General features: G+C 46.2%; 22 protein-coding genes and 1 other annotated feature (1 of these 23 only partly in view). Of the genes, 13 read left to right on the forward strand and 9 right to left on the reverse strand.

What is annotated here, in order from left to right; all coding sequences use genetic code 11:
• Positions 1–15: 15 nt before the first annotated feature.
• Positions 16–888, reverse strand: a complete 873-nt coding sequence (locus tag MKY28_RS01015; RefSeq protein WP_340934442.1) for an AraC family transcriptional regulator — start codon at positions 886–888, stop codon at positions 16–18.
• Positions 889–996: 108 nt separating this feature from the next.
• Here MKY28_RS01015 and MKY28_RS01020 point away from each other — a divergent pair, with 108 nt between their 5' ends.
• Together MKY28_RS01020 and MKY28_RS01025 are read left to right on the forward strand one after the other, a co-directional pair.
• Complete coding sequence (locus MKY28_RS01020; protein WP_340934445.1) at positions 997–2,154, forward strand: Gfo/Idh/MocA family protein; 1,158 nt, start codon at positions 997–999, stop codon at positions 2,152–2,154.
• A 308-nt stretch (positions 2,155–2,462) separates the two neighbouring features.
• Positions 2,463–2,660, forward strand: a complete 198-nt coding sequence (locus tag MKY28_RS01025; RefSeq protein WP_340934448.1) for a hypothetical protein — start codon at positions 2,463–2,465, stop codon at positions 2,658–2,660.
• Positions 2,661–2,976: 316 nt separating this feature from the next.
• Here MKY28_RS01025 and MKY28_RS01030 read toward each other — a convergent pair whose 3' ends face one another.
• Positions 2,977–3,297 (reverse strand): winged helix-turn-helix transcriptional regulator, encoded by a 321-nt coding sequence (locus MKY28_RS01030; RefSeq protein ID WP_340934452.1) that lies wholly within the window; start codon positions 3,295–3,297, stop codon positions 2,977–2,979.
• 415 nt (positions 3,298–3,712) lie between these two features.
• On the opposite strand from MKY28_RS01030, the gene zwf reads away from it, so the two are divergent.
• The 4 genes from zwf to yunB all read left to right on the forward strand — a co-directional run bounded on the left by zwf (position 3,713) and on the right by yunB (position 8,469).
• Positions 3,713–5,167 carry a glucose-6-phosphate dehydrogenase gene (gene zwf, locus MKY28_RS01035; protein ID WP_340934454.1) on the forward strand — a complete coding sequence of 485 codons (1,455 nt, stop codon included), beginning with the start codon at positions 3,713–3,715 and terminating at the stop codon, positions 5,165–5,167.
• A gap of 535 nt (positions 5,168–5,702) precedes the next feature.
• Complete coding sequence (gnd, locus tag MKY28_RS01040) at positions 5,703–6,596, forward strand: phosphogluconate dehydrogenase (NAD(+)-dependent, decarboxylating) (protein ID WP_017692367.1); 894 nt, start codon at positions 5,703–5,705, stop codon at positions 6,594–6,596.
• An 86-nt stretch (positions 6,597–6,682) separates the two neighbouring features.
• Positions 6,683–7,327: a fructose-6-phosphate aldolase gene (gene fsa / locus MKY28_RS01045; protein WP_036605718.1), complete on the forward strand. Its 645-nt coding sequence runs from the start codon at positions 6,683–6,685 to the stop codon at positions 7,325–7,327.
• Positions 7,328–7,590: 263 nt separating this feature from the next.
• Positions 7,591–8,469, forward strand: a complete 879-nt coding sequence (yunB, locus tag MKY28_RS01050; protein WP_307542237.1) for a sporulation protein YunB — start codon at positions 7,591–7,593, stop codon at positions 8,467–8,469.
• Between the two features lie 88 nt (positions 8,470–8,557).
• Here yunB and MKY28_RS01055 read toward each other — a convergent pair whose 3' ends face one another.
• A complete protein-coding gene (locus MKY28_RS01055; RefSeq protein ID WP_036673292.1) occupies positions 8,558–9,628 on the reverse strand; it encodes a M23 family metallopeptidase in 1,071 nt (356 codons plus the stop codon).
• A gap of 240 nt (positions 9,629–9,868) precedes the next feature.
• On the opposite strand from MKY28_RS01055, the gene lipA reads away from it, so the two are divergent.
• Entirely contained in the window at positions 9,869–10,768 is a 900-nt protein-coding gene (gene lipA / locus MKY28_RS01060) for a lipoyl synthase (protein WP_340018474.1), read from the forward strand.
• Between the two features lie 14 nt (positions 10,769–10,782).
• Complete coding sequence (locus tag MKY28_RS01065; RefSeq protein WP_340934459.1) at positions 10,783–11,202, forward strand: YutD family protein; 420 nt, start codon at positions 10,783–10,785, stop codon at positions 11,200–11,202.
• Between the two features lie 28 nt (positions 11,203–11,230).
• Here the strand turns inward: MKY28_RS01065 and MKY28_RS01070 are convergent, their stop codons facing one another.
• Both MKY28_RS01070 and ylbJ read right to left on the reverse strand, forming a co-directional pair.
• Entirely contained in the window at positions 11,231–12,034 is an 804-nt protein-coding gene (locus MKY28_RS01070; RefSeq protein WP_036673293.1) for an NAD kinase, read from the reverse strand.
• 104 nt (positions 12,035–12,138) lie between these two features.
• Positions 12,139–13,392 (reverse strand): sporulation integral membrane protein YlbJ, encoded by a 1,254-nt coding sequence (gene ylbJ, locus MKY28_RS01075; protein ID WP_076319834.1) that lies wholly within the window; start codon positions 13,390–13,392, stop codon positions 12,139–12,141.
• Positions 13,393–13,544: 152 nt separating this feature from the next.
• On the opposite strand from ylbJ, the gene MKY28_RS01080 reads away from it, so the two are divergent.
• The 3 genes from MKY28_RS01080 (at position 13,545) to MKY28_RS01090 (ending at position 15,106) form a co-directional block, all read left to right on the forward strand.
• Entirely contained in the window at positions 13,545–13,709 is a 165-nt protein-coding gene (locus MKY28_RS01080; protein WP_155984997.1) for a hypothetical protein, read from the forward strand.
• Between the two features lie 244 nt (positions 13,710–13,953).
• The gene (locus tag MKY28_RS01085; RefSeq protein ID WP_036605723.1) at positions 13,954–14,331 is read left to right on the forward strand and encodes a globin domain-containing protein; all 378 of its coding nucleotides are present in this window, start codon (positions 13,954–13,956) and stop codon (positions 14,329–14,331) included.
• A 43-nt stretch (positions 14,332–14,374) separates the two neighbouring features.
• Entirely contained in the window at positions 14,375–15,106 is a 732-nt protein-coding gene (locus MKY28_RS01090) for a DUF2225 domain-containing protein (protein WP_036605724.1), read from the forward strand.
• 12 nt (positions 15,107–15,118) lie between these two features.
• Here the strand turns inward: MKY28_RS01090 and MKY28_RS01095 are convergent, their stop codons facing one another.
• Together MKY28_RS01095 and MKY28_RS01100 are read right to left on the reverse strand one after the other, a co-directional pair.
• The gene (locus MKY28_RS01095; protein WP_017692378.1) at positions 15,119–15,352 is read right to left on the reverse strand and encodes a hypothetical protein; all 234 of its coding nucleotides are present in this window, start codon (positions 15,350–15,352) and stop codon (positions 15,119–15,121) included.
• Complete coding sequence (locus MKY28_RS01100; RefSeq protein ID WP_074096390.1) at positions 15,349–15,519, reverse strand: YycC family protein; 171 nt, start codon at positions 15,517–15,519, stop codon at positions 15,349–15,351. Before MKY28_RS01100 ends, MKY28_RS01095 begins: the two co-directional genes overlap by 4 nt.
• Before the next feature lie 118 nt (positions 15,520–15,637).
• Between MKY28_RS01100 and MKY28_RS01105 the strand changes: the two genes are divergently transcribed.
• Positions 15,638–17,437, forward strand: coding sequence for a M3 family oligoendopeptidase (locus MKY28_RS01105; RefSeq protein ID WP_340934463.1), 1,800 nt, complete (start codon positions 15,638–15,640; stop codon positions 17,435–17,437).
• 288 nt (positions 17,438–17,725) lie between these two features.
• Complete coding sequence (locus MKY28_RS01110) at positions 17,726–18,136, forward strand: O-methyltransferase (RefSeq protein ID WP_340934464.1); 411 nt, start codon at positions 17,726–17,728, stop codon at positions 18,134–18,136.
• A gap of 85 nt (positions 18,137–18,221) precedes the next feature.
• Here the strand turns inward: MKY28_RS01110 and MKY28_RS01115 are convergent, their stop codons facing one another.
• Positions 18,222–18,455: an alpha/beta-type small acid-soluble spore protein gene (locus MKY28_RS01115; RefSeq protein WP_047841310.1), complete on the reverse strand. Its 234-nt coding sequence runs from the start codon at positions 18,453–18,455 to the stop codon at positions 18,222–18,224.
• 205 nt (positions 18,456–18,660) lie between these two features.
• Positions 18,661–19,635, reverse strand: coding sequence for an aldose 1-epimerase (locus MKY28_RS01120; RefSeq protein ID WP_340934466.1), 975 nt, complete (start codon positions 19,633–19,635; stop codon positions 18,661–18,663).
• Positions 19,636–19,880: 245 nt separating this feature from the next.
• Positions 19,881–20,061, forward strand: a binding site (T-box leader); it runs 88 nt beyond the window's last position.

Below are 20,061 nucleotides of genomic sequence, written 5' to 3' on the forward strand. Positions count from 1 at the left end.
CCTCTCGCTCTTTTGTTACTTCCTCCCCTGCACCTTCAGCCGATATTGATGTGGTGTAGATCCTGTGGCAGTACGGAATACTTTGCAAAAGTAGGAGGGGCTGGTCATACCAACACGGTGACCGATTTCGGGAACGGTGAGCGAGGAACGGGTGAGCAGCACACAGGCATGACGAATGCGGGTGGCTTGAGCATAAGCAACGATTGTGGTTCCGGTCGCTTTTTTGAAAACATGAGACAGATGATAGGGGGACAGATGAAGTGTATCTGCGATATCCTCCAAACGAAAAGGCTCATGGTAATGCTGTTCAATCCATTGCATGATGGCTTCGGCATGAGGGTGAAGAACCGCACTGGACGAGAGTACATCTTCGGAGCGGCGTTGCTGCCCGTCTTGCCACAGGTAGCGAAGTTGTGCGAGCAGATCCAATAAAAAGAGGCGTGTATCCTCCTCTACTTCGTGAGGAAGCAGATCTGGATACGTATCTGCATATTGTTCCATTCGTTGAACGAGTGGAGATGTGGCAGCAAGTCGGATGGGCTGAATGGGGGATTGCTCTTCCAGCAGATCCTGTATGAAGTCGTAAGTAACGATAAATTGGGGCCAATGTGCCTTCAGTAGATCAAGTTCAACCATGAGTACATTTCGAATGAAAGGCTGCTGTCTGGATACTTGAATCTGGATGTGGTGCAATTGAAAAGGTCGAAAAATCATGAGCATACCGGGTTCAAGGGAGGAAACCTGGCCTTCGGTTATCAACTGCCCATATCCTTCGTGAATATAGGTTATCTCCAGCTGCGAATGAGCATGGAACACTTCGCGAGACGTAGTGTTGGATGTACGACGACAGACCAGATTAAATTGTTCTCCCAGAAAGATGGACTTCATGAATGCCTCCCTTATCATGCGCAAGATAGTTTTATTTTAGCACAAGATGAACGCATAAAAGCGCTTTATTATTGTGTATTGTGAAGGGAATGAGGGAGGTATGCAGCGATGTTAAAAGTGGCGATTATCGGAGCAGGTGCAATTAGTGGAGCACATATCTCAGCATATTTGGCGTTCCCTAAGCGATGTCAGATTGTTGCTGTCGTCGATATCTACGTGGAAAAAGCACAGAAGCGAATTAATGAATATGGTCTGGAAGGTGCACAAGCTGTCACAGATTACACAGATTTACTCGCCCAAAACATTGATCTGGTATCAGTTTGTACGCCGCCATATAAGCATGCTCCCATTGCTTGTGATTTCATGCAAGCAGGTGCACATGTGTTGGTCGAAAAACCGATGGCTTCTTCCCTGGAGGAAGCGGATCTGATGTTGAGAGCAGCGCAAGCAAGTGGCAAGTTGCTATCCGTAGTAGCACAGAATCGTTTTACGACACCAATGATGAAGTTAAAAGGTGTGCTGGACAGTAAACGGATGGGACCGATTGTACATGTGCAGGTTGATTCGTTCTGGTGGCGGGGCCACAATTATTATGATCTGTGGTGGCGCGGGACATGGGAAAAAGAAGGCGGAGGCTGTACCCTTAATCATGCGGTGCATCATATTGATGCCATGCTCTGGATGATGGGACCTCCAGTGGAACTACAGGCGATGATGGCAAATACGGCACATGATAATGCCGAAGTTGAGGATATATCCATGGCGATGCTTCGCTTCCAGGAAGGGGCGCTTGGCATGATTACCAGTTCCGTCGTACATCACGGAGAGGAGCAACAGTTAATTTTTCAGGGCAAAGAAGCCCGGGTATCTGCACCTTGGAAAGTGGTTGCTTCCACCGCGCGGAATAACGGATTTCCGGAACCAAATCGAGAGTTGGAACACCAGATTCAGAAGCTCGCTGACGAATTACCGGATGTTACTCATGTCGGTCACGCTGGGCAAGTTGAGAATGTGTTAAATGCTATTGAGACAGGATCTCCCCTTCTGGTGGATGGTCAAAGCGGTCGGAATACGCTTGAACTGATTGTGGGTATCTATAAGTCGGCAAGTACGGGAGAAAAGGTTGTTTTTCCACTAGGAGCGGAAGACGCGTTTTACACAAGAGAAGGAATTATGCAACATGCCGTACACTTTTATGAAAAAAAGACGACGGTGGACAACTTCGAGGATTCGAGTATTACACTCGGGAGCAAGTTGGATTCGTAGTGTTTTCCGTGAAAAGGATGCCCCTCACATAAGTGAGGATGGGCATCTTTTTTTGTACTAGGTCGATTACACCTACATCACCATAAAAAATCAATACACTTGGTTTTTCCATCCATGTAACTCGTATTCGCTTCAAGATCATAATCTCCATAGTCAGGGATTGGATCAATGAGAGCTACAATCAGTCTCGTAGTCGTGTGAGGGAGAATAGGCAGAATCAGTGCTGTTTAGCTTCAGCTTTTGAGCGTGTTGGTTCAACAGAAAGAGGGTGCAAATGTAGCGCTCTCACAGTAGCGGATTCACGTCATTTGAGACACTTGGAGAAGATGATGTGGTGGATTGGAAAGCATTTGGATTATGAGATCAGATTGGGCAAGATGGCGGCAGATGTTCACCTGTCCAAATCGTATGCTTCCTGCATTTTTCATCAAGAGACAGGTAGCAACATTACGGATTACGTCACAGCTCAAAGGTTGAAGCAGGACTACTTACGCCTTGATATATAATAACATTTTCGGTGGAGGAGATTGGCAGACGTGCCAGATTTCCGAACGGATGTATTTCATCCAGTTATTTCACAAATCTGCCGGGACGAGCCCGTTGTATTATCGGCAACAGTTTGAACGGAGCAGCAAGCATTATTTTAGTTTGCAAAATAATAGCGTTATTACGTCTCTATATACACAATTAGTATTTACCGTTTGAAGTAAATAAATCCCGGCTGTGGATTGCACTAGCCAGTTGCTAAATGAGATACTCCACCTCCGGGATTGCACATCGGTAACCTTCAAGCTAAATAAACATTAAGGACTCCTCAAGCTGTTACAACCACTTATCAGCCCAACGTTCCACGGAGCTTAGCGCTCTCCCCAGTTCCGTTCCTTTTCGTGACAACATATATTCAGTCCGAACTGGACGTTCCGTGACCACATGGCGAACCACTAGTCCTTCTTCCTCCAGTTCCTTCATTCGCTCATTTAACACACGTTTGCTCAAGTCAGGGATATAAGCGTGAATCTCACTGAAGCGTTTGGGTTCCTCCATCAACGCATGGATAATGAGGGCTACCCATTTTCGGCCAATGATCTGATAAGATTGTTCCACTTTTGTACATATTTGCTTGGCATTCTCATCATCGCTCATGATTGTACTCCTTTGATTTAGTATTGCTTGTAATATCATTAGTATACTTATTGTAACCTACTTGTCCACAGGCCATATGTGTAAAATGTCACATACCAATTGTTCTTAATGTTACCACATAAAGCGTTATCATCAAATAAAAACCCTATAAACACTGGAGTTCACAGGTTCGACACGATTGTTGACGAATTGTGACGACAGGTGTAATATGGGTAACGTTAATTCAAATGGTTACAATTTATAACCTAAACACAGGTTGTGGAGAGAAGGAATGTTCCATGGTTGAATTCAGGTGCGTTATATAAACGGAGGCAAGGCGGGGACCATACCCACTTATTCCGTCTTTTGTCATGCTTGGATTTGAACATTTTGCAACATCATATACTATACTGCACAGATCACAGGAGGCACTCCAATGGATGCAATGACATTTGTCCTGTTCGGGGCAACAGGCGATTTAGCCAAACGCAAGATTTACCCTGCATTATATAACTTGTACATGGATCAGAAAATGCAGAAATCCTTCTCCGTTATCGGATTGGGACGACGTGAATTGTCGGATACGGAGTTCCAGGCGAATGTTGAAAAGTCACTGCATGAATTCTCACGTCAGACGCCGGAAGAAGAATCACAAGTTCGTGATTTCATTGGAGCTTTCCGTTATTGTTCTTTAAATAATACGAAGCTTGAAGATTACACCAAACTGTTGGAACTGGTTCAACAGCGTGAACAAGAGCTTAACATTCCTGAAAACCGCATGTTCTACATGTCGGTGGCACCGGAATTCTTTGAGCCAATCGCACTGAACATTCAAGAAAGTGGCCTGGGTAACACCAAAGGCTGGAAGAAACTGATTATCGAAAAACCATTTGGACACGACCTGCAATCAGCTCGTGATTTGAACGAAAAACTGAGCAATACCTTTGCGGAAGAAGAAATCTATCGCATTGACCATTTCCTCGGTAAACCGATGGTTCAAAATATTGAGACGCTCACCTATGCAAATCCGGTGATTCAGGCGTTGTGGTCTAACCGTTATATTGCCAATGTACAGATTACGGCAAGTGAGACGGTGGGTGTTGAAGAACGTGCCGCGTATTACGACCAGAGTGGTGCCCTTCGTGACATGTTCCAAAACCATATGCTTCAGTTGCTGATGATGATTGGTTTGCATTTGCCAAAACGCTGCACACCGGAAGAAATTCAATTCAAAAAGCAAAAAATTGCTGAAGCACTTCGTCCGTTGACAAAAGAAAATATCGCTTCTGAAGTTGTTCGTGCGCAATATGCAGCAGGTGAGCTGCAAGGTTCCTCGGTTGTTGGATATTTGGACGAGCCTGGCATTCCAGCCGGATCTCAGAACGAGACGTATGTTGCCGCAAGACTGTGGATCGATGATCCGTTCTGGAGTGAGGTTCCATTTTATATCCGTACAGGTAAACGCCTGGCTGAGAAATCCACCCGAATCGTTGTTGAGTTCAAGGCACCACTGAAGACCGGTCATGAATCCGAAAATACAACGGAACCTAACCTGCTGACGATTGAAATTGGTCCGGGAGAAAGCATCTCGCTTCAATTAAATGCGAAGAATCCATTGAACCATGGTGAAGTGGAACCAATGCATATGACCTTCAACTCAGGTAAACGTAACATCCCTGAAGCTTACGAGAATCTGATCTTTGATGCGATGCGTGGAGATTCCACCTTCTTTGCTCACTGGAACGAAGTGGAGCTGGCATGGCAATGGGTGCAACCGATTCAGGAAGCATTCGAAGCAGGCAGCGTGCCATTGGATACGTACAGTGCAGGTTCACATGGACCAGAGTCAGCAGATCGTCTGACCGCAGCAGACGGTTACCGTTGGTGGTAAGTGAAACGAAAGAGTGAGCATAAGAGAACACGATAGTAAATACAACAGTACAATCTGTTCTGCTCACAAATAATCATTTGCACAAATCCAAACAAACCTTTTCAAGTCAACAGGATATAGAACGAAATGTTTTATTCCCCTAGAGCTTGTACTCAGGAGCAAGTTGGATCGAATGTGCAAAATGCTGATATATACAGTATCTATTGTGAATTATACCGTTCCAATTTTGCATAAGCCCTTCCGGTTATGTTTGCCGGAAGGCCGTGAAAATTTTTGAATATAGATTAGCGGACGCACTGAATTTTTTGCCTAAGTAGCGATGTAGTGTAGGGTACGAAATCGATTCTGTAGAAGCAAAGCGTTCGCCTTTGTATCCAAATTTCATCAATTTAAAGGTTGATGAAAAGAAATTTGGATACAACAGCGATCGAAAGAACGAGCCGTAACCGGAACGGTTGCTGCGAAACGGCAATGTAGTCTGGCGCTCTGCAACAAAATGAAATTTAAACATTGTTCATAACAGGAGGATTTTGAAATGAAACTTGGACTTGTCGGATTAGGAAAAATGGGATTGAACCTGGGTAGAAACCTGATTGATCACAAACACGAAGTGGTTGCTTTTGACCTGAACGCTGAAGCAGTAAATGAAATGAAAGAATACGGCGCTGAAGGCGTATCTTCTTACGCAGAGATGGTGGCTTCGCTCGAATCCCCACGTGTATTGTGGATCATGGTTCCCCACAACGTGGTAGACGCTGTGCTGGCTGAAGTTAGCCCATTGTTGTCCAAAGGCGACATCATTATTGAAGCGGGTAACTCCCACTACAAAGAATCCATCCGTCGCTACGAAGAGATGAAACCTAAAGGCATTCACTACATGGATGCAGGTACATCTGGCGGTATGGAAGGCGCACGTAATGGAGCATGTTATATGATCGGTGGAGACCCGGAAGCTTGGGCCATCGTTGAACCGGCATTCAAAGATACTTCCGTGGAGAATGGCTACCTGTATGCTGGTAAAGCGGGCAGCGGTCACTTCCTCAAAATGGTTCACAATGGTATCGAGTACGGTATGATGGCATCCATCGGTGAAGGTTTTGACGTATTGGAGAAAAGTGGATTTGATTTCGACTTCGAACAAGTGGCTCGCGTATGGAACAACGGTTCCGTTATCCGCTCTTGGTTGATGGAGCTGACAGAACGTGCCTTCTCCAAAGATGCAAACCTCGATGAGATTAAAGGCGTAATGCACTCTTCCGGTGAAGGACGTTGGACGGTAGAAACGGCATTTGACCTTCAAACCGCTACACCGGTTATCGCGTTGTCCTTGCTGATGCGTTACCGTTCCCTGGAGACAGACACATTCACAGGTAAAGTGGTAGCAGCATTGCGTAATGAATTTGGCGGTCACGCTGTGGAGAAAAATTAATTTTATATATAACTGTTAACATATGATGAGAATCGGGTAATGACTTATATCGTGTTTACGAATTCATCAAGTGGAGGTAACATATCATGAAATTTTTCTTGGATACAGGGAATGTGGAAGAAATCAAACGGATCGAACGTCTGGGTCTGGTGGATGGAGTCACGACTAACCCGTCTTTGATAGCCAAAGAAGGTCGCGTATTTAAAGAAGTCATTCAGGAGATCTGTGGCGTTGTTAAAGGTCCGGTCAGTGCTGAAGTCATCGGTCTCAAAGCCGAGGATATGTTGAAGGAAGCTTATGAAATTGCAGAATGGGCACCGAATGTAGTCATTAAATTGCCGATGACCGAAGATGGGCTGTACGCTTGTCATGAGTTAACTCAAAAAGGAATCAAAACCAATGTAACGCTGATTTTCTCCGCAGCACAGGGCCTGATGGCGGCGAAAGCCGGTGCAACCTACATCAGTCCATTCGTTGGTCGCTTGGATGATATTGCGGTGGATGGTATGAAATTGATTCGTGATCTGCGTCTTATTCTGGACATGTATGATCTACCTTCCGAGATTATCGCAGCAAGCATTCGCAATATCAAACATGTAGAGGATGCAGCCCTTTCCGGTGCGCATATCGCCACCATTCCGGGTTCGCTTTTGCCGACACTTTGGAAACACCCACTGACGGACAGCGGGATTGAACGTTTCCTGAAAGACTGGGAATCTGTTCCGAAATAAAAGGATAGACATGGCCTGAATCTTTGGGTGGTCTGAACATAAAACCTTTTGCCTTGCAGAGTAATCTGCGGGCGAAAGGCTTTTTTTATATCTGTTTATGTGTTTCCGATTCGAGGTTAGTTTAGCCAATGAGGAGTACTTGTCCCTTTCATGTTGTTGTTACTTTCTATCCAGTGTCCATGTACTGTCCTTCTTTTTCGGGACAACGGTGCATAAGGTTAACATATAGCCTATAGCTCATCCCGTAGGGGAGGGACACTTCGATGATGAGAAGAAAATGGCGAAGCCGGAGACGCCGTAAGCCGCCAAGCGGCAAACGCAAAATGTGGTTGATCATTTTATTGGTCACCGCGTTTTGTTTGATGCAGGGCTTTGCTTATGTGGATAAAAAGATGAAGCCCCCCATCATGCACTTGGCCAAGATCAGAGTGAAACAGATTGCGACTGAAGCGATCAACAAGGCGATTACAGCACAGGTTGCAGATGGCAAAACCAACGAAGGACTGATTGACTGGAAGACGGATACCGCCGGGAAAGTGTCCGGTTTCATGCTGAACTACAATGAGCATATGCGAATCACCGCAAGTACGATGAATATTGTGCAATCCACGCTGCAGAATGTACACATGTTAAAAGAAAAAATCCCGCTGGGGCAGGCGCTGGGCAGTCCGGTGTTGGCTTCATTTGGCCCGAGTATACCGGTTCGTATTGAGCCCCAAGGAGCTGTCAAAGTGGACCTGAACACCCGTCAACAGAATGCGGGTATTAACATGATTTTGGTGGAAGTGTACATTCACATCATTGCTGAGGTCGCGGTCGTGGTGCCCTTCGACATGGAACCCGAAACGGTTGATACGGAAATTCCGATTTCCTACCTTTTGGTTGTCGGGGATGTGCCAATGTATTATTACGATAATCAGGGCAAGCCAGTGGGCAGTAACGGTAGTAATGCCCCAGCTATTGCGCTGCCATCAGGTCATACGGGTGTATCAAGCGGTAATGGAGTAACTACGAATCCCCCTAGCCAGAATCAGCAACAGACGCCGTCAGACCATTTGCAAGGGAATGAACTTGAAATTGAGCCGGATGATCTGCCTGATGTGAATGGGGGATTGCAGCTCAATAAGGACGCGCACCCATGATACACACAAATTTGAATTGCAAAGCAAAGAAAGGGGCCTCTATTAAAGAGGTCCCTTTTTCGCTTTGCTGATCGTGCATATCCTCGTCTCACTTGCTTTTCTTGCTCTTTTGTTTGCGTTCATCCTGTTCCCAATGTTTCAGCTGTGGATAAGGATCAAACGACCATTCGTGCAGTCCGCTGTCGCGATAGATCCCATAGTGCAGATGTGGAGGGAATTTGCCCTGTGTCCCAGGTTTCCCGTAACCCGAACTGCCAACCCAACCTACGACCTGACCGGGGATCACAACTTCACCGATGCGTGCACTTTTGTCAAAACCCGAAAGGTGGGCGTAATAGTGATAATGATTGTTCAAATCACGGATTCCGATGCGCCAGCCACCAAACGGATTCCAGCCTTTGATCTCCACGACACCGTAACAGGTACTGCGCACAGGCAGGCCATGCGGAGCGAAAATATCTGTTCCCTCATGAATGCGATAACCGCCCCAGCTTCTTTTTGTCCCCCAGGTACTGCGATAGGAGTAGTTGGTTCCGAGCGGGACCGGAAAGGCATGTCCGAATAGATCCAGATTGTCAAAATGCTCATATAACTTCGCGAATTGCTGTATCCGTTGCACAGCACGGGAGTTGTGATAATATTCCCACAAGGCAATGTTGAAGTCCTCTTGTTTGTTCCCGTAACCTTGAATAACAGAAGCCATGCTGTACAGCACATCCTGATCATTGTTGGCATCCGCTATACCGTCTCCTGAACCATCACGTCCATATCCTTTGAAAAAAAGAATGGATTCCGGATGTTGATCCGTCTCATCGGGATTTAGCCATCCTCTCCAGGCCGGAGGGGTCATGAAGATACCCGTAAGCCGCTCCGGATGCTTGCGATCCTTCGGGTGTGCACGGGTAATCGTACGTTCATACTGATCAATGGCGGCAAGCCTGTACCAGGGAATCTGGGTCATCTGACCGATGGTTTCATATAAATGGCGACGTGCAGCGAAAATTTCTGCGGGTTTTAACTCGGCAACCTGTGGTTTGGGAGCGGCCTGGGCGGGTTCACCGTAAACTTCAACAGGCAAGAATGGGAGAAGCAGAGTACCTGCAAGTAATGTTTTGATCCAAAAGCGGTACGTGTGCCTGAAGGTCAAGCGTTGTTGCACTGGGAAGCAGCCCCTTTCCATTAGAATGATACAAGGTACCCGATGAACCAAGCTAAAGGTTAGCGTTCTTCAAAAGTTCTCATTTTATCCATGTAAGCTCTTGGGGGGAATCCAATTATACAAATTGTCCATATCGGGCATGAATGCACAAGATGTGACAAATGGGGGTTTTTCCAGCGCTTTCATGGTATAATATGTTCCGAGCAACAGCCTAACTTCAGTAGAAAGAAGGTTTATGCATTGGCTAAACGTGTTAAAGAACCGAAGCCGGATTGGATTCGGATCAAATTGACAACCGGCGATAACTATCAGGAAATGAAAACGATGATGCGTTCCAAAACGCTGCATACGGTATGTGAGGAAGCACGGTGTCCGAATATTTATGAATGCTGGGCCAATCGAACGGCCACTTTTATGATTTTGGGCGACATTTGCACAAGGGCATGCCGTTTTTGCGCGGTGAATACAGGCTTGCCAACGGAGCTTGATTTGCAGGAACCAGAACGTGTGGCGGAAGCAGCAGAGCAGATGAATCTGCAACACTGCGTAATTACAAGTGTAGCCCGTGATGACCTGAAGGATGGGGGAGCTACGATTTTTGCAGAGACCGTGAAGGCCGTAAGACGACGGTTGCCATTGTGTAGCGTTGAAGTACTCATTCCAGACTTTCTGGGTGATCGGGAATCTTTGCAGATTGTAATGGATGCCAAACCGGACATTTTGAATCACAATATTGAGACGGTTGAGCGGTTGTCAGACAAAGTGCGTGCCAAGGCAAAATATAAACGTTCACTGGAATTGCTTGCTCGTGCCAAAGAAATGCAACCTAACATCCCTACGAAATCAAGCATTATGCTTGGTGTAGGTGAGGAATATAATGAAATTTTATCAACAATGGATGATCTTCGTGCGGTGAACTGTGATATTATGACGATTGGTCAATATTTGCAGCCATCGGAGAAACATCTGTATGTTGAAAAGTATTATCCGCCAGAGGAGTTTGCTACATTGAAACAGGAAGGATTAAAACGTGGGTTCAGCCACGTCGAATCCGGCCCGATGGTACGCAGCTCCTACCATGCGCATGAACAGGTGAAATCGGCTACCAAACATGCTGAACAGGCGGCAACACACGCGTGATGGAGGATACCGGATTGGAAGAAGAAAAAATCACAGAACAGATTCAGGACCAACTTCAGGAGCAGATCCAGGAGTCGGTTCAGGAATCAGTTGTTGAATCAGTTGAGGAAAAGCCCAAAGAACCGGTCATTGTACAGATCGGCGGCAAAAATTATGAAATCGTCCAGAACCACAAAGAGGGCTGGAATCCAGAGGTTTTCCGTGATCGTTACAGTGAAGTGCTGGAGCGTTATGATTATATTATCGGAGACTGGGGTTATAGCCAGTTGAGGTTAAAAGGTTTTTACCGTGATAACCATCCAAAAGCAACGAAGGATTCCACGATTGCCAGTATGGTGGATTATATCAATGAATATTGTAACTTTGGCTGTGCGTACTTTGTGCTTCAGAAGAGCAAGGATCAACCTCAAGCCAAAGCAAAAAGCGGTTCCTGAGAAGGACCGCTTTTTTGGTGTGTTTATTTTAGTCAAGAAATGCCGTGCGAACCCGGTTCCAGAATGGATAAGGGCGGAAACGTGCGAAACTGACCTTGTGACTGGATACCTGACAACGGACGGAGATCAGATCCTCCACCATCACATTCACATGATCAATCGTCATCAATAACCGCTGATCCTTGCGGGAGAAAATATCACAATGATGATGCTTGGGCAAAATAACCGGTGAACCAAGTGTACGATAGACCCGGTTATTAATCGATGCAATCTCCGCAATCTGAATCGCCTCGATGGTTGGATGAACCATGGCACCGCCAAGGGCCTTGTTGTATGCCGTGCTGCCTGATGGCGTGGATACACAGATGCCATCCCCACGGAACATCTCAAATGTCACATCGTTAATATCGACCTGGGCTACGACGGTACCGTCTACACCTTTTAACGTAAATTCATTAAGGGCGATGTAAGAGGAATTCCCCGACTTTTTACGAATCTCAAGCTCCAAGAGTGGGTATTGTACAATACGTGGTTTGAGACGCTCCGGATCTCCCTTGCCACTCATCAGCCTGACTAACTCGCGTAATTCTTCCTTCTTCCAATCGGCGTAAAAGCCGAGATGGCCTGTATGAACCCCAACAAAAGCAATATCCGGAATGCGGTCGATGAAATTGTGAAATGCTTGTAGCATCGTACCATCGCCCCCGATGGAGATAACAATCTCCGGCGATTCTGCATCCAGCTTGAACCCTTCTTCCTTCGCCAGCGCGTGAAACTGCTGACTGAGATCAATCGATAACTGGTCTCCGCGGTCTTGAACATAGTATCTCAAGATGAAAGCTCCTTTGTGGTCATTATACTACCGATGATAATCAATTCCGCGGAAGAACACAACGTTTGGGCGCATATTCAGTTAAATATAGATGAATCGTTCACTTATTTTTTGGCATGTCGTCTAGGCTTGAGAATGGAACTTAATATTGCAAGGAATAACAACAACACGATGAGGCTTACAAAAACAATCATTCCGGATAAGAAAATCAGTCCCCAGTCCGGTGTATACGTTGATAACGATGGGATGAAACCGGGCTCCATGAGAACGGGTGAAGAGGAACGCCCCATCATGGGTGTCCATAACAGCAGGACCAGCACAGGTGCGATTAGCGCATGGATTGCTCTGGCAAATAGAAATGGACCGTATCTCATGGGTGTGTTGCTAAGAACACTCATAATCTGTGCATGGACGGATAATCCACCCCAAGAGAGAACAAAGGCTGCTGCTGCTACTTTATAGACGAGTGGGATGGATGCCCCGGCACTCCCAGCCTCTTTGTTCCCCAGCGTTACTTCAAACAGCCCACCGACCAAGCTAGGAGATAAGGATGGAGGCAGTCCGCTATGTCGTAACAATTGCTCGGTTATCCCGTATAATCCGCCAAGCCAACCGGTCTGGACAAGTAGCTCCATCATGACCGAGAAGAATACAACCAGCCCTCCTACGATAATAATAAGGCGAAGGGATGAGGAGACTGCCTGGCGCAGCAGTTCACCGAATGCACGTCCGTCAGCTTTTCTTGCTTCATGCATCGCATAGATGGCCCGGACCAGTCTGTTTCTAGGTATCCCCTCCGATGGAGATCCAGAAGAACTGTCTGGGTGTGAGCCTTTTGCTGTACCCCCGTGAAAACGCATGAGCATACCCACCAGAAAAGCTGCAGCGTAATGGCTCGCAACCAATACTGGAGCAATGGCGACATTATGGAAGAACCCAACCGATACCGCTCCAATCATGAAGATCGGATCGGATGATGTAGTGAAGGCAACGAGCCGTTCTCCTTCTTCCCGGGTAACCAGCTTTTGTTCCCATAACTGAGCGGTCAGTTTCGCCCCTGTAGGATAACCGGATGCACAGCTCACGGCAAATACAAAACCACCGCTTCCGGGAACACGAAACAATGGACGCATCAGTGGATTCAGCAAGGTACCTAGAAAATGAACAATGCCAAAGCCGAGCAGCAGCTCGGACAGCACCAAAAAAGGAAAAAGGGAGGGAAACAATACGTCCCACCAGATGGACAGTCCGCGTACACCTGCATGCCAGGTTTCCGCTGGATACAAGACCATTAACACACAAAGGGTCAGGAGAGCGAGTGTGACCAGGACATGGGTGAGTCGTTGTGAAGCAGCCATGAATTCTTCTCCTTTATTTTTGGAATGGTCGGTGTGCGGAAGTCTGTGGTGTTATTGCCATCAATATATGAAAAAAAGTGGACAAACAGTACAAAATTATACGTAGAAAGCGCTTGCAAAAGTGGCTGTGTTTTTGAGTGATGTGTGCTAAAATGAGAAAAACGCCTGAACGTCACCTAATTGTCTCCAAGGTGGAATTCAATTCGGATGGAGTGATGATCATGAGTCTTGTCACCGGAATCCTGGTCTGTGCTTTTGTATATGTGATACGTGCCTCGCTGGTACGCTCTGAGGAAGAGGACTGGCGGAGTTATTAATGAAATATCTAGTGCGCCAACCCAAGCGGTTGGCGCTTTTTTTGTGTTACATTTTGAATAAGGTCCTATACACAGATGGCAGGTTACATGTCCTGATGATTTCATGTTATATAGGACTTTTTGGTTTTTTTTGATAGAATGGAGATAAAGGCTTTTGTGGCCTGGATATTGTTACTGTTTTCACAATGTTCACGGAACGTGTAATATATGGCAAAATTCGACATCAGAAAGGGGAATCAGACGAATGAATCCCAGTTTGAGTATTTATGACAATCTTGGCGGTGAGAAAGGTGTTCGCGCATTGGTCGAGGCTTTCTATCCGATCGTTCAGCAGAATGAGCAGCTGGCTCCGCTTTTCCCGGAAGATATTCAGCCGGTCATCGACAAGCAGTATATGTTTTTGTCTCAGTTTTTTGGAGGACCAGGGCTGTTTTCCGAGGCGTTTGGACATCCGATGATGCGTGCCCGTCATATGCATTTTGAAGTGACGGTTGAACGGGCTGAGGCTTGGCTTGCATGTATGGATCAAGCCTTAACACAGATTGGTGTGGAGGAGCCCTTGCATTCGTTTATCCTGCAGCGTTTATCCGGGCCTGCACATCATTTTGTGAATACACCGTAGATCCGAATATGATTACAAGCGTACGGGAGAGGGATGGAATAGATTGGAATTAGAGCCGCTGTATAAGGTGAAAGTGACCTGCCATTATTGCGAAACCGAGTATGAAACCTCACGGGTAAGACCGAGTTTGAAAAGGCCCTACCGGACGGATTCGGATTTTTGTGCTTACTACAAGCTGGAGAATCCAGATTTTTATGTGGTTCGCATCTGTCCGCAGTGCGGGTTTGCCACGACGGAGAACGCAACGGAGCATCTAAATGATGCTCAGCGCAAGGCTTTTAAGGAACAGATCGGTAACCGCTGGGTTAAACGTGATTATAGCGGAGCACGAACACTGGAACAGGCGCTGGCAACGTACAAGCTTGCCTTGCTGTGCGCACAGGTTATCCGGGAGAAAGATCGTGTCGTCGCTGGTCTGTTGCATCATATAGCTTGGTTGTATCGTTATATGGAGGACCATGCACAGGAACATCGTTTTCTTGAATTTAGCCTGGAAGCCTATGTGAAGGTGTTCGAACGTGAAGGAACGGGTGGCAATGAAGCCAAACTGTTGTATTTGCTCGGGGAATTGAACCGCAGGGTAGGACGGTTTAATGAAGCAGTGCAATGGTTCAGCAAGGTCATTCATGACAAGCGGATCACAGATGCGGCCATGATTCGTGCTTCAAGGGAACAGTGGGCCGTGCTGCGTGAGCAGATGATTTCAAGTAAGTTGGAACTCCCTGAAGAGATGCTGGAAACAGACAAAGAGGCTGCAAAGCGCAGCCCCCTCTAGGTTGATCTTACATTAGTTACGGACAGGACGGCTGGATAACAAATAGTCACTGTCGTTGTCGATCACGGTCATGCTTGTATTACAGCAGGGAAAGACCAGTAATTTCTTTTTGCCTTCGCGAATGAGCACAAGCTCTTTGGGTTTGAGGGGGAGCAGCACGTTGCTTGCGTGACAGTAGGGACATTGCTGTACATAGATGTCTCCCATCACAATATCGTAAGGCCAGCTGTTCTCAAACGGAATCATTCTTGTTCGCCTTCTGGTGCGGAAGGTTTGGAGGTTTCTTGTTTGGCGAGTTCCGCAATCTTCTGCATCAGGATATGTTGGGGCATGTGCATCAGGTGCTCCAAAGGTACGCCCAGGGATTCTGCTAATTTGACGGCTGTATCAGCCGATACTTGTAAAGGTTTCATACGTTTACCTCCTGAAGGTTGCTATAAGTATTTCTCTAGTATAGAGATATGGCTCACAGAAAACCAGTTTTTAATTCAATCCTAACCATCCAATTTATAGAGAGAGGTGCCTTATTAAATGAAAACGCCATTACACCCCGTATGGGATCTGGAGTCCATTTTTAGGGGAGGTTCTTCCTCCGAGACATTTGCTGCGTATCTGATTGAACTGGAAGAGGATGTACGTAAACTGCAACATCTGTTGAACGAAACAGCTGCACCGACTTCATTAGAAGAGACGGCTGCATTTGATCCCATTTTGGAACTGCTGCAAAGCTGCTATGTCCGCATATCGGAAGGTTCTGCGTTTGTATCCTGCCTCTCATCACAAAACCAGAAGGACAAAAAGGCAACGCAGCTTCAGGGCGCCATTAGTTCTATTGCAGCGATGTTGAACGGCAGCAAATCGAAGTTTGATAATACACTCAGTCAGACATTGGATTCGGTTTGGGACGCGTGGATTGCTCGGGAAGATATTGAGCCGCTGGCATTTGTATTAAACGAGAGTCGTACGCTGGCTCGTGAGAAGCTGTCGCCTGAACTGGAAGGCCTTGCACTGGATCTGGGTGTGGATGGTTACCATGGTTGGGGCAAATTCTATAACACGATTGTCAGCAAGGTGAACATTCCATTTGAGCAAGATGGGGAAACGGTGATGCTCTCCGCAGGACAGGCTGCCAACAAGCTGAGTGATAGTGATCGGAATGTACGCGAGACGGTATTCGCAAACTGGGAGCAAGCTTGGACCGATGTCGAAGATTTCTGTGCTGACACGCTGAATCACCTCGCGGGATTCCGTCTGAAGTTATATGAGAAACGTGGCTGGGATGATATCCTCAAAGAACCTCTGGCCATCAACCGGATGTCACGTCAGACACTGGATACGATGTGGGATGTGATTAATGGTGCCAAACCTGCACTTGTTCAATATCTGGAGCGCAAGGCAGAATTGCTGGGGGTAGACAAGCTCAGCTGGAGCGACGTAGATGCACCTGTAGGTAAATCGAGTGGCAAAATCACTTACGATGAGGCAGCCATCAATATTGTTGAACAGTTTGCCAAGTTCAGTCCTAAACTTTCCTCGTTTGCAGAGATGGCTTTTGAGAAACGCTGGATCGAAGCAGAAGACCGTCCTGGCAAGCGTCCAGGCGGATTCTGTACGTCTTTGCCACTTAGCAAAGCAACCCGGATTTTCATGACCTTCTCCGGGACACCATCTAATGTGTCGACTCTTGCGCATGAACTTGGGCATGGATATCATCAACACATTATGGAAGAGTTGCCTGCATTGAATCAACGTTATGCGATGAATGTGGCTGAGACAGCGTCCACGTTTGCTGAACTGATTGTAGCAGATGCCCTGGTGCAGGCGGCAACAGATGAGCAAGAGAAGCTGGCTTTGCTGGAAGACAAGATACAGCGAAGTGTGGCTTTCTTTATGAACATCCATGCCCGTTTCCTGTTTGAGAATCGTTTCTATGAACAACGCAAAAAAGGCTTGGTCAACGCGGATGAATTATCCAAATTAATGGTGGAGGCGCAGCGGGAAGCGTTCTGCGGTGTACTTGCATCAGATCATCCTCATTTCTGGGCATCCAAACTGCATTTCTATCTGACGGGTGTGCCATTCTATAATTTCCCATACACGTTCGGTTATATGTTCAGTGCGGGAATCTATGCGAGAGCACAGCAGGAAGGTACAGCATTTGCAGATAAATACGATGATTTGTTGCGGGATACAGGGCGTATGACGGTCGAAGAACTTGCTCAGAAACATCTGGGTACGGACCTGACACAACCGGAATTCTGGCAAAATGCTGCGGACTTGGTTATTGCCGATATTGAGCAGTTTCTGCAGATGACAGCAACCGAAAAATAGGTTGAATATAATAGGTTGAATATATATATATAGGTTGCAATTCCGTGTTAACAGACACAGGATTGCAGCCTTTTTTTGTACAGAATCCTCATTTTCGATTCTCGAAGATTTTGTCGTAATTAATTGAAAAAGCTCAGTTTAAGGGAGCGTAATGGCAATTAATTGTGCAAATCATAGTTAGAAATACCCAACTTTGCCGTTCTTTGTTGAATGAGCACATATGATGTCATATAATGAGTCGTAAGTCCTTGCTGTATAGGACTATAAGCATATAAGGAGAGTGTTAATATGAAAATTGATGAGCTTTCATTAGCAAGACAGTTGGATCTGGTATTCAAAGAACTTGATCATGAGTTGTCAGGGTTAGATTCAGGGGTAGTTTTTGTGCAAATACGAAACAACGTAATTGGGAAATTCGGTATTCGACATAATCCGATAGCTGGACGAGATGGGCAGATGGATGTGGAGGAAGGGGGGCTAAACGAAACCCAGAGAACTTCTTTCCGGGCAATGGCACTGGAGACGTTGAAATTCAAACGTAATTGGACACATGGCGAAATATCGTACGACTTCACAGTAAGACAAGGTATGATTTTGGTAGATGCAACAATGGAGTCTAATTACAATATGGCGAGCCTGATGATTCGTTACCCTAGAACCAATACATACAAGGATTCAGATATGGAGTCGAGCTCATAATTCGTTGCACAAGAGAAAGCGGCACTTCCGAAGAAGGCCGCTTTTACTTTTGGATTCTGCTTAGGCTCAAGCAATAATTACGAGCTTACGAACGACCCGATAATTGCTGCTCAGCGATTTGCACCAGACGTTTAGTGATGTATCCACCCAGAGAACCTGTCTCACGGGAAGTATAGTTACCGTAGTAACCATCTTGTGGAATAGTTACACCCAGCTCTTGAGCAGCTTCAATTTTCAATTGTTGCAATGCTGCTGTTGCTTGGGGAACGACCAGGTTGTTGGAGCGGCTACCGCTACCTTGGTTTTGACTTCCGTACATATGTGTCACCTCCTTATGGGTTGGTGATGTTAGTATGGTTAGAGAATACGGAAATATACATGATATGGCGTAAGGGAAAATATGGATAACTATCAGTGCACAGGACACATAAAAAAGCCGACCCAATGCGGGTCGGCAAGTTGTATTTGGATATCAAAATATAGGGTGATATGCGTAAAAGCAAAATAGAGCATGATCAGCTCGCTTAGTCTGTAGGAGGTATAACCTCAATACGTGTAAATAACTCAACAGGCTGTTCCGGTTCCAAGCGAATCAACCCGGTTTGTTCATCTGATAAAGCCAAATTAGGTGCATCCGGGAGCCAAGTGTACGGTTCAATGCACAAGAACTGATCGGATTCACCTTTGGTAAAGAGAACCCAATGTTTGAAAAATGTTTCATCTGCTGAATATTTCAATGTATACCCATCTTGCCTGCGTAAGTAAGCCGTAGCCGGTTCACCTTCGTTAGCTTTCAACAGGGTATCCCAGTTACGTCCCTGCAAATTGATGCCTTCGTTCAGAGCAGACCATTCACCCAGGGATTCCAGTTCACCTGTCGGTAGTTGTTCTTCATTCTGTCCGTATATTCCGGAAACAGGAAGTTGCAGTGTCCAGTCGGCAGGTTTGCCGTCTAACAAAAACCATGTATGATATCCCATCCCAAAAGGAGCAGGCGTTGAGCTCAGATTGGTGACTCGCAGACGCTGGCTAAATACAGCGTTTTGCAGACTGAACGTCATCTCAAGTTTTAGGGGAATCGGGAATTGGGCCATCCAATGCTCTTCATTTTTGGTCAGTAATTCAGTCGTAATTGCACAGCCGTCTTCATCTTCCTCAATGTCACTGACACACCAGGATTGGGTACGGTGGAGACCGTGAATATGGTTGTCATTCGCCGTGTTCTGATCGAACTGGTAACGAACGCCTTCATATTCGAATTGTCCACGATGAATGCGCCCTGGTGGAATCAGGAGAGGAACGCCAAAATGGTACGGCTTCTGCAGATAAAAGGCAAGATCGTCTTCATCCGGACGGCGGACGACATCTCTGTCCTGCACTAAATCGCGAATAGAAATAATATTATTTCCAAGACGCGGCAGCAGGGTGATTTCCAATTCACGGCTATGTAGGATATACGTGTCGTAACCATTCCATTGGCCTTTGGTCACTTGTTTCATATCGATGCTCCTTTTCCCACTTGAAATCTGTCTGCAAGCAGTTGTGATGAAGCTACTGCTGCAGGCGTGTCGTTGTGTACATGCCAGCTATTTCCTGCGCTATTTCGTGTGAAGCAGGCAACAGGATAAGCAATTCCATCATAACAGATTTTGATGTCTCGGGTAAAAAAGTTCAACTCATTTTGACATTCACGCCTGTGCGCATTAAGATGGAACTCTAAAAGCATTTATTAGAATTAAATGACATGAAATCGATGACAGGGATAAGTAGGCCAAGAGAATCCTCTCCAGAAAGCCGGTGGTTGATGTGAACCGGTGTGAGCTCTTTACCGAATGGACCCTTGAGTGTAGGTTTGAACAGGTTAAGCCAGAGATGGGCTTGCCCCACTAGAGTCTGCCGTATAATCCACGTTACGGAACAATGAA

The sequence above is a fragment of the Paenibacillus sp. FSL R5-0473 genome (assembly GCF_038004565.1).
Lineage (GTDB): Bacteria > Bacillota > Bacilli > Paenibacillales > Paenibacillaceae > Paenibacillus > Paenibacillus amylolyticus.

Coding starts and splice junctions, on each gene's coding strand:
- fsa (WP_036605718.1), top strand. CDS start 6,683: ATGAAATTTTTCTTGGATACAGGGAATGTGGAAGAAATCAAACGGATC.
- MKY28_RS01085 (WP_036605723.1), top strand. CDS start 13,954: ATGAATCCCAGTTTGAGTATTTATGACAATCTTGGCGGTGAGAAAGGT.
- MKY28_RS01015 (WP_340934442.1), bottom strand. CDS start 888: ATGAAGTCCATCTTTCTGGGAGAACAATTTAATCTGGTCTGTCGTCGT.
- MKY28_RS01030 (WP_340934452.1), bottom strand. CDS start 3,297: ATGAGCGATGATGAGAATGCCAAGCAAATATGTACAAAAGTGGAACAA.
- yunB (WP_307542237.1), top strand. CDS start 7,591: ATGATGAGAAGAAAATGGCGAAGCCGGAGACGCCGTAAGCCGCCAAGC.
- MKY28_RS01120 (WP_340934466.1), bottom strand. CDS start 19,635: ATGAAACAAGTGACCAAAGGCCAATGGAATGGTTACGACACGTATATC.
- ylbJ (WP_076319834.1), bottom strand. CDS start 13,392: ATGGCTGCTTCACAACGACTCACCCATGTCCTGGTCACACTCGCTCTC.
- MKY28_RS01020 (WP_340934445.1), top strand. CDS start 997: ATGTTAAAAGTGGCGATTATCGGAGCAGGTGCAATTAGTGGAGCACAT.
- MKY28_RS01105 (WP_340934463.1), top strand. CDS start 15,638: ATGAAAACGCCATTACACCCCGTATGGGATCTGGAGTCCATTTTTAGG.
- MKY28_RS01095 (WP_017692378.1), bottom strand. CDS start 15,352: ATGATTCCGTTTGAGAACAGCTGGCCTTACGATATTGTGATGGGAGAC.
- gnd (WP_017692367.1), top strand. CDS start 5,703: ATGAAACTTGGACTTGTCGGATTAGGAAAAATGGGATTGAACCTGGGT.
- zwf (WP_340934454.1), top strand. CDS start 3,713: ATGGATGCAATGACATTTGTCCTGTTCGGGGCAACAGGCGATTTAGCC.
- MKY28_RS01100 (WP_074096390.1), bottom strand. CDS start 15,519: ATGAAACCTTTACAAGTATCGGCTGATACAGCCGTCAAATTAGCAGAA.
- MKY28_RS01080 (WP_155984997.1), top strand. CDS start 13,545: ATGAGAAAAACGCCTGAACGTCACCTAATTGTCTCCAAGGTGGAATTC.
- MKY28_RS01115 (WP_047841310.1), bottom strand. CDS start 18,455: ATGTACGGAAGTCAAAACCAAGGTAGCGGTAGCCGCTCCAACAACCTG.
- MKY28_RS01110 (WP_340934464.1), top strand. CDS start 17,726: ATGAAAATTGATGAGCTTTCATTAGCAAGACAGTTGGATCTGGTATTC.